Genomic DNA, 7,237 nt, shown 5'->3' with positions numbered 1-7,237 from the left:
AGCGCGGCGACGGTGGGGTGGGCGAAGAGGTCACCCGGCCGGACCGGCCGGCCGGTGGCGGCGGCCAGCCGGGTGGCGCAGCGGACCGCCAGCAGGGAGTCGCCGCCCAGGGCGAGGAAGTCGCTGCCGGCGTCGGGGACCGGCACCCCGAGCAGCTCGCGCCAGACGGCGGCCACCGTGCCGGCCGTGCCGTCGAGCGCCGTGGCGGTCCCGGTGTCGTCGCCGAGGGTGGGTGCGGGCAGGGCCGCGCGGTCCACCTTGCCGTTGGGCAGGGTGGGCAGCCGGTCCAGCCACACCAGGGTCGCGGGGACCAGCGGCGCGGGCAGCACCTCGGCCAGCCGGGCCCGGACGTCGTCGCGTCGCTCGCCCACCAGGTAGCCGACCAGCAGCGGGTCCCCGCTCGGTCCCTGTCGCACGGCGGCGGTCGCCTCGCGTACCCCGGGCAGGGCGGCCAGGCGGGCGGCCACCTCACCCAGCTCGATCCGGTAGCCCCGCAGCTTCACCTGGTCGTCGAGCCGACCCAGGTAGGCGAGCTGCCCGTCCGGCCGCAGCCGGACCCGGTCGCCGGTGCGGTACATCCGCTCGCCGGGCCGGAACGGGTCGGGCAGGAACCGGGCCCGGGTCTCCTCCGGCCGGTCGAGGTAGCCCCGGGCGAGGCCCGCCCCGGCCAGGTGCAGTTCGCCGGGCTCGCCCGGCGGGACCGGCTGCCCGTCCGGGTCGAGGACGTAGGCGCGGGTCCGCGGCAGCGGCCGGCCGATCGGCGGGTCACCGCTGTCCGGCGGCACCTCCGCCCAGGTCGAGTAGGTGGTGTCCTCCGACGGGCCGTAGAGGTTGCAGAGCCGGCGGACGTGCGGCCGGGACCAGACCCGGGCGGCCAGCGCGGCGGTCAGCGGCTCGCCGGCCAGGCAGACGGTGCGCACGCTCGCGGGCAGGGCCGACGCCGTGAGCAGTTCCCCCATGGCGGAGGGGACGGTGTTGACCAGGGTGACGGGCAGCCGGTCCGCCCCCGGTGCGGCGAGGGCAAGCACGTCGTCGACCAGCAGCACCCGGCCGCCCCAGCAGAGCGGGCCGAAGATCTCGAAGACGGACAGGTCGAAGCAGACCGAGGTGGCGGCGAGGAGGCCGCCCAGTTCGGCGTCGTCGAAGGTCTGCCGGACCCAGTGCATGAGCACGGACGCCGAGCGGTGCTCGATGGCCACGCCCTTGGGCCGCCCCGTCGAGCCGGAGGTGTAGATGACGTACGCCAGGTCCTCCGGCCCCGCCGGTGCCGCCGGGTCGGTGCCGTCCTCAACCGAATCGAGCCGGTCGACCGCGACCGCCGTGTCGGGGAACCGGCCGGCCAGGTCGGCACGGGTCAGCACCAGCCGCACCCCGGAGTCCGCGGCCATGAACGCCACCCGGGCCGGTGGGTACGCCGGGTCCAGCGGCACGTAGGCGGCGCCGGCCTTGAGCACGGCGAGCAGGGCGACCACCAGCTCGGGCGTCCGCGGCAGGCAGACGCCGACCCGGTCCTCCCGGCTCACCCCGCGGCCCAGCAGCACCCGGGCGAGCCGGTTCGCCGCCTCGTCGAGCTGCCGGTAGGAGAGCGCCCGGTCGCCGTGCCGGACGGCCTCCGCCTCCGGGGTGCGGGCGGCCTGCGCGGCCACCATCCGGTGCAGGCAGTCCACGGTGGGCAGGTCACCGGTCGGGCGCCGGCCGGTGTTCCGGCGGGTCGGGCCGGCGGATCGGGTGGGGGCGCTCACCGGCGTGAACCTCCGCTGCGGTGCAGGGCGAGTTGCCGGTCGGCCGCCTCCTGGAGGCGGTCCTTGTCGGCGAGGATGACGCTGCCCGGATCGTTGTCCGGCAGTTCGTCCTCGACGTCGCGGATCGGCCGGTACGCGATCCCGGCGGCGGCCAGCGCGAGCGCGCAGAGCCCGGCCATGATCGCCGCGAGGGCCATGCCGCGCCCCGGCCCGGTGCCGACGACGCCGGCCAGCAGCCCGCCGGAGGAGACCAGGGGGGCGAAGACGTGCTCGGCGAGCGGGCCGGCGGTGAGGAAGCCGGCCGGCACCATCAGCCAGGACAGCATCTGGCCCATGGACAGCACCCGGCCCTGGAGTTCGAGCCCCACCTTGGCCTGCACGATGGCCAGCCAGTGGGTGTTCACCAGCGCGGTGGCCAGGCCCATCCCGAACAGGCCGAGCGCCGGGAACAGAGGGCTCGGGTGCAGGCCGACGGTGAGCAGCGAGACGCCCAGCAGCACGACGCTGGCCAGGATGCCGGTGGTCCGCCGGGCGGTGCCGCCCCAGACGCCCATGAGTACCGAGCCGACCAGCATGCCGACGCCGCTGGCGGCGAGCACCCGGCCGAGCACCGCCGGGTCGCCGAAGGACAGGGTCAGCGGGGTGACCAGGACCTCCACCATGGCGAAGAAGTAGTTCAGCGACGCGACCAGCACCACGAGGGCGACCAGGCCGTGCCGGCGGACGATGAACCGCCAGCCGCCCAGGACCTCCCGCCGGAACGGCTCCTCCCGCCGGACGAACAGGGTGTCCGGGAAGCGGACCGACAGCGTGACGAGCACCGCGAAGGCGAAGGTGACCAGGTCGATGACGACGATGCCGCGCAGTCCGACCGCGATCACCAGCGCGCCGCCGACCAGCGGCGCCAGCACGGTGCTCGTCGCCGTGCCGAGGGTGACGATGCCGTTGGCGCGCCCGTAGTACCGCTTGGGCACCAGTTGCGTGACGGCCGCCAGGTAGGCGGGCTGCTGGAAGGCGGTGGCCACCGCCGTGACGGTGATCGCCGTGAACACGTGCCAGAGCTGGAGCTGGCCGAGCCAGAGCAGCAGGGCGAGGCTCACCGTGCCGGTGGCGGCCAGGCAGTCCGCGAAGATCATGAGGCGTCTTCGGTCCCACCGGTCGGCGAGCGCGCCGGCGATGGGGGAGAGGACCACGGCGGGCAGCAGTGCCAGCACGGTGGCCGTGGCGAACAGCGACACCGACCCGGTGCGCTGGTAGACCCAGAGGCCCATGCCGAAGCCGGTCAGCCCGCTGCCGATGAGCGAGACCAGCTGGCCGATCGCGATCAGGTAGAACACCGCCAGGCTGGGTGTCGCGCGGGGTGGGGCCGCCGGCCGCTCGCGCGGCGGCGCGGGCTTCGCCACGGCCCCGGTCTCCGGGCGGGCGGGCTCGGCCGCTCGCGCCGCCGGCGGCGCGGTGCAGTGCGCCAGGATGACGCGGGCCAGCTCGGCGGGCTGGTGCTTGGCGAAGTAGTGGCCGGCGCCCTCGATGACCTCCAGCGAGACCCGGTCGGCGAAGAACTCCCACTCCAGGTACCGCTCCTGGTACAACTCCGTGGCGCGGTCGCCGCTGCCGACGATGCTGACGAGCGGCGCGGACAGCTTCCGGGGCAGGCCCTCGGCGTAGACGTCGGTGTAGTAGTCCTCGCCCTTCGCCGAGTCGGCCAGGACCACGCGCATCACGAAGTCCTTCTCGTTCTCGTCGAAGACCTCGGTGAAGAAGCCCATGGCGCGCAGCGCCTCCAGCGTCCGCCGCTTCGACGTCCAGCGTTCCACCGGGAACCACCGGCGCAGCCAGCCGAACAGCCGGCCGGGCAGTCGCGGCGCGGGGAAGTGCGCGCCGATGGCCACGCCGGTCACCTCGACGCCGGCCGCCTCCAACCGGCGGGCCAGCTCGACCGCCTCGGCGCCGCCCACGCAGTGCCCGTACACCGCCACCGGGCCGGTGATCCCGTCGACCACCTCGGCCACGCAGCGGTCCACCAGCTCGTCCAGGCCGAGCAGGGGTTCGTCCGGGCGGTTCACGTCGTGGCCGGGGCGCTCCAGGGCGTACAGCGAGACGCCCGGCGGCAGGGCGTCGGCGAGGGGCTGGAAGGTGATCGCGCTGCCGCCGCCGAACGGTACGCAGACCAGGGTCAGCGTCGTGGGCGTACCCGGCCGGGCCGGGGTCAGCTCGTGCAGCAGCCGCCCGACCGAACCGCCGGTCGCCGCCAGGTGGTCGGTCAACCCCCGGATCGTCGGGTGGCGGAACAGGTCGAGGACGCTGATCGCCGGGTCGCTGCCGGCGAGCGCCTTGATGGCCTTGAAGGAGTCGCCGCCGAGGTCGAAGAAGTCGTCGTCGATGCCGACGCTGTCGTACCCGAGCACCGCCGCCCACCGCTCGGCAAGGGCCCTGCGCAGCGGGGTGTCCGGCGGGGTGGCGCCGACGGCGGCGCCGCCGCGGCGGGGTGCGGGCAGGGCGGCGCGGTCGACCTTGCGGTTGGCGTTGAGCGGCATCCGGTCGAGCAGCACGAACGCGGACGGCACCATGTAGTCCGGCAGGTAGGTGCGGGCGAAGGCCCGCCACGGCGCCGGATCCGCGTCGAAGTCGGCGGTGATCTCCGGCCGCTCCGGTGCGGCGTCGCCGCCGGTCCCGGCCAGCGTCAGGTAGGCCACGATCGACTTCTCGTCCCCGTCCTCGCGGACCACCACGGCGGCGTCGCGGACCGACTCGTGGCGGCGCAGCACCGACTCGATCTCGCCGAGTTCGATGCGGAACCCGCGCACCTTGACCTGGGAGTCGCCGCGGCCGGCGAACTCGATGCGGCCGTCGGCGAGGCGCCGGCCGAGGTCGCCGGTGCGGTACAGCCGGCCGCCGCCGTCCGGGTCCGGCACGAACCGCTGGGCGGTCAGCGCCGGGTCGCCGTGGTAGTCGCGGGCCAGCCCGGCACCGCCGAGGTACAGCTCACCCAGCACCCCGACGGGGACGGGGGACAGCTGCGCGTCGAGCACGTGTACGCGCATGTTGCCGATCGGGCGGCCGATGGTGAGATGGGTGAAGCCGGGCTCGATCCGGTCCAGGGTGGACCAGACGGCGGCCTCGGTCGGGCCGTAGAGGTTCCACAAGGCGTCCACCCGCTCGACCAGTTGCCGGGCCAGCGGGGCGGACACCGCCTCGCCACCGCACACGGCGGTCGGGCCGGGCGTCCCGGTCCAGCCGGACTCGATGAGCAGCCGCCAGGTCGCCGGAGTGCCCTGGGCCAGGGTGACCCGCTCGGCGGCCAGCAGGTCGGCCAGCCGTGGCGCGTCGTAGGCGACGTCGCGACCCACCAGCAGCATCCGGGCGCCGACCACCAGGGGCAGGAACAGCTCCGGCACCGACATGTCGAAGGCGAAACTCGCCATCGCGAGCATCGTGCCGCCGCCGGTCAGGCCCGGCCGCTCGCGCATGGTGGCCAGCGTGTTCACCACGGCGCCGTGGGTCACCCGGACGCCCTTGGGGCGGCCCGTCGAGCCGGAGGTGTAGATGACGTACGCGAGGTCGTCCGGCCCGGCCGACGGCTCGGGGTCGATCTCCGGCTCGGCGGCCAGCGCCGCGCCGCAGGGCACCACCTCGCCGGCGAAGTCGGCGAACCGGTCGGCGAGGTCCGCCTCGGTGACCAGGACCCGGGCGCCGCTGTGCGCCAGCACGTACCGCTGCCGCTCGACCGGGTAGTCGGGATCCACGGGCACGTACGCGCCGCCGGCCTTGAGCACGCCGAGCAGGGTGACCGGCAGCTCGTCCGAGCGGTGCAGGCAGACGGCAACCGTGACGTCCGGGCCGACGCCGGCCCGGCGGAGCCGGTGCGCGAGCCGGTTGGCCCGGGCGTTCAGCTCGGCGTAGCTGAGCGTGGTGGCCCCGAAGGTGACGGCGGGCCGGTCGGGGCGCGTCGCGACCTGGTGCGCGATCAGCTCGACCAGGGTGGGCCGGCCCGGCACCGCCCAGCCCGGCTCGGTGGCGGTGTCGTTCCAACCGGCGACCCGGTCCAGCTCGGTGGGGGTGAGCACGGCCAGGTCCGCCAGCCGGACGCCGGGGTCGGCGACGGCCGCGGCGAGCAGCGTCTCCAGGTGCCCCATCATCCGCTCGGCGGTCTCCGCGTCGAACAGCGCGGTGTTGTACTCCAGCCGGAACCGCAGCCCCTCGTCCACCTCGTACGCGTACAGGGCCAGGTCCTGCTGGGCGATGCCCGGCTCGACGGCGAACGGGACCATCCGCAGCCCGGCCGTGCCCAGGTCCCGCTGCTCGGGCACGTTCAGCAGGTTGAACATCACCTGGAACAGCGGGTTCCGGCTGAGGTCCCGGGGCGCGTCGACGAGGTCCACCAGCCGCTCGAACGGCACCTCCTGGTGGTCGTACGCGCCCAGCGCCGTGCGCCGCACCTGGCCGAGCAGCTCCGTGAAGGTCCAGTCGCCGTCGAGCACGGTACGCAGCGGCAGCATGTTGACGAAGAAGCCGACCATCGGTTCGAGCTCGGCGCGGACCCGCCCGGCGACCGGCGTGCCGACGCAGATGTCGCGCTGGCCGGTGTAGCGCCAGAGCAGGGCCTTCAGCGCGGCCAGCACGGTCATGGCGAGGGTGGCGCCGCGGGCCTGGCTGAACCGGCGCAGCTCGTCGGCGGCCGCCGGGGGCAGGACCCGGGTGCTGACCGCGCCGTCGAAGGTCTGCACCGGCGGCCGTGGCCGGTCGGTCGGCACCTCCAGCACGCTGGCCACCCCGTCGAGCTGCCGGCGCCACCAGCGCAGGTCGTCGCTGTCCGGGTCGGCCAGCCGGCTGCGCTGCCAGCGCGCGTAGTCGCCGTACTGGACGGCCAGGTCGGGCAGCGGCGCGGGGCGGCCGTCGCGGGCGGCGGCGTAGCGGGTGGCGAGTTCGCCGGCGATGATGCCGAGGGACCACCCGTCGGAGACGTTGTGGTGCATGGTCAGCGAGAGCACGTGCCGGTCCTCGGCGACCCGGAGCAGCACGGCCCGGAACAGCGGCCCGCGGGCCAGGTCGAACGGGCGCCGGACGTCGGCGGCCAGCGCCGCGTGCACCCACCCGGGCACCGCGTCGGCGACCGCCGACTCCACGATGCTCCGCGGAGCCGGCGCCGGGTCGTCCGCGTCGTCCGGCGCGGTCACGACCGGCAGGTCGACCGGGCCGGCCGGCCGCACCTCCTGGACCGGGTCGCCGTCGGGACCGAGCGGGAACACGGTACGCAGCGACTCGTGCCGCCGGACCAGGCCGGCCAGCGCCCCGCGCAGCGCGTCGACGTCGAGGGCGCCGTCCAGCAGCAGCGCGGTGCCGACCGTGTAGGCGTTCTGCGCGTACGCCTGGTCGAGGAACCAGAGCCGGTGCTGCCCGGAGGAGAGCGGCGCCGGGCCGGCGTCGGGGTCGGCGCGCGGGATGGCGGGCTCGGCGGGCTCGGCCGGCTCGACCGCGGCGGGCGCGGCGGGTGCGGT

At 75.5% G+C, this 7,237-nt stretch carries 2 protein-coding genes; both read right to left on the bottom strand.

What is annotated here, in order from left to right:
- Nucleotides 1-1,742: non-ribosomal peptide synthetase (locus B0E53_RS31195; protein WP_146167830.1), on the bottom strand; the 1,742-nt coding region annotated here is incomplete at its 3' end.
- On the bottom strand, nucleotides 1,739-7,237 hold a 5,499-nt coding region (locus tag B0E53_RS31190), incomplete at its 5' end, for a non-ribosomal peptide synthetase/MFS transporter (RefSeq protein WP_146167829.1). The genes B0E53_RS31195 and B0E53_RS31190, both read right to left, overlap by 4 nt.

Source organism: Micromonospora sp. MH33, from assembly GCF_003013775.1.
Classification (GTDB): Bacteria; Actinomycetota; Actinomycetes; order Mycobacteriales; family Micromonosporaceae; genus Micromonospora; species Micromonospora fulviviridis.
This window is presented reverse-complemented; position numbering and strand designations above follow the sequence as displayed.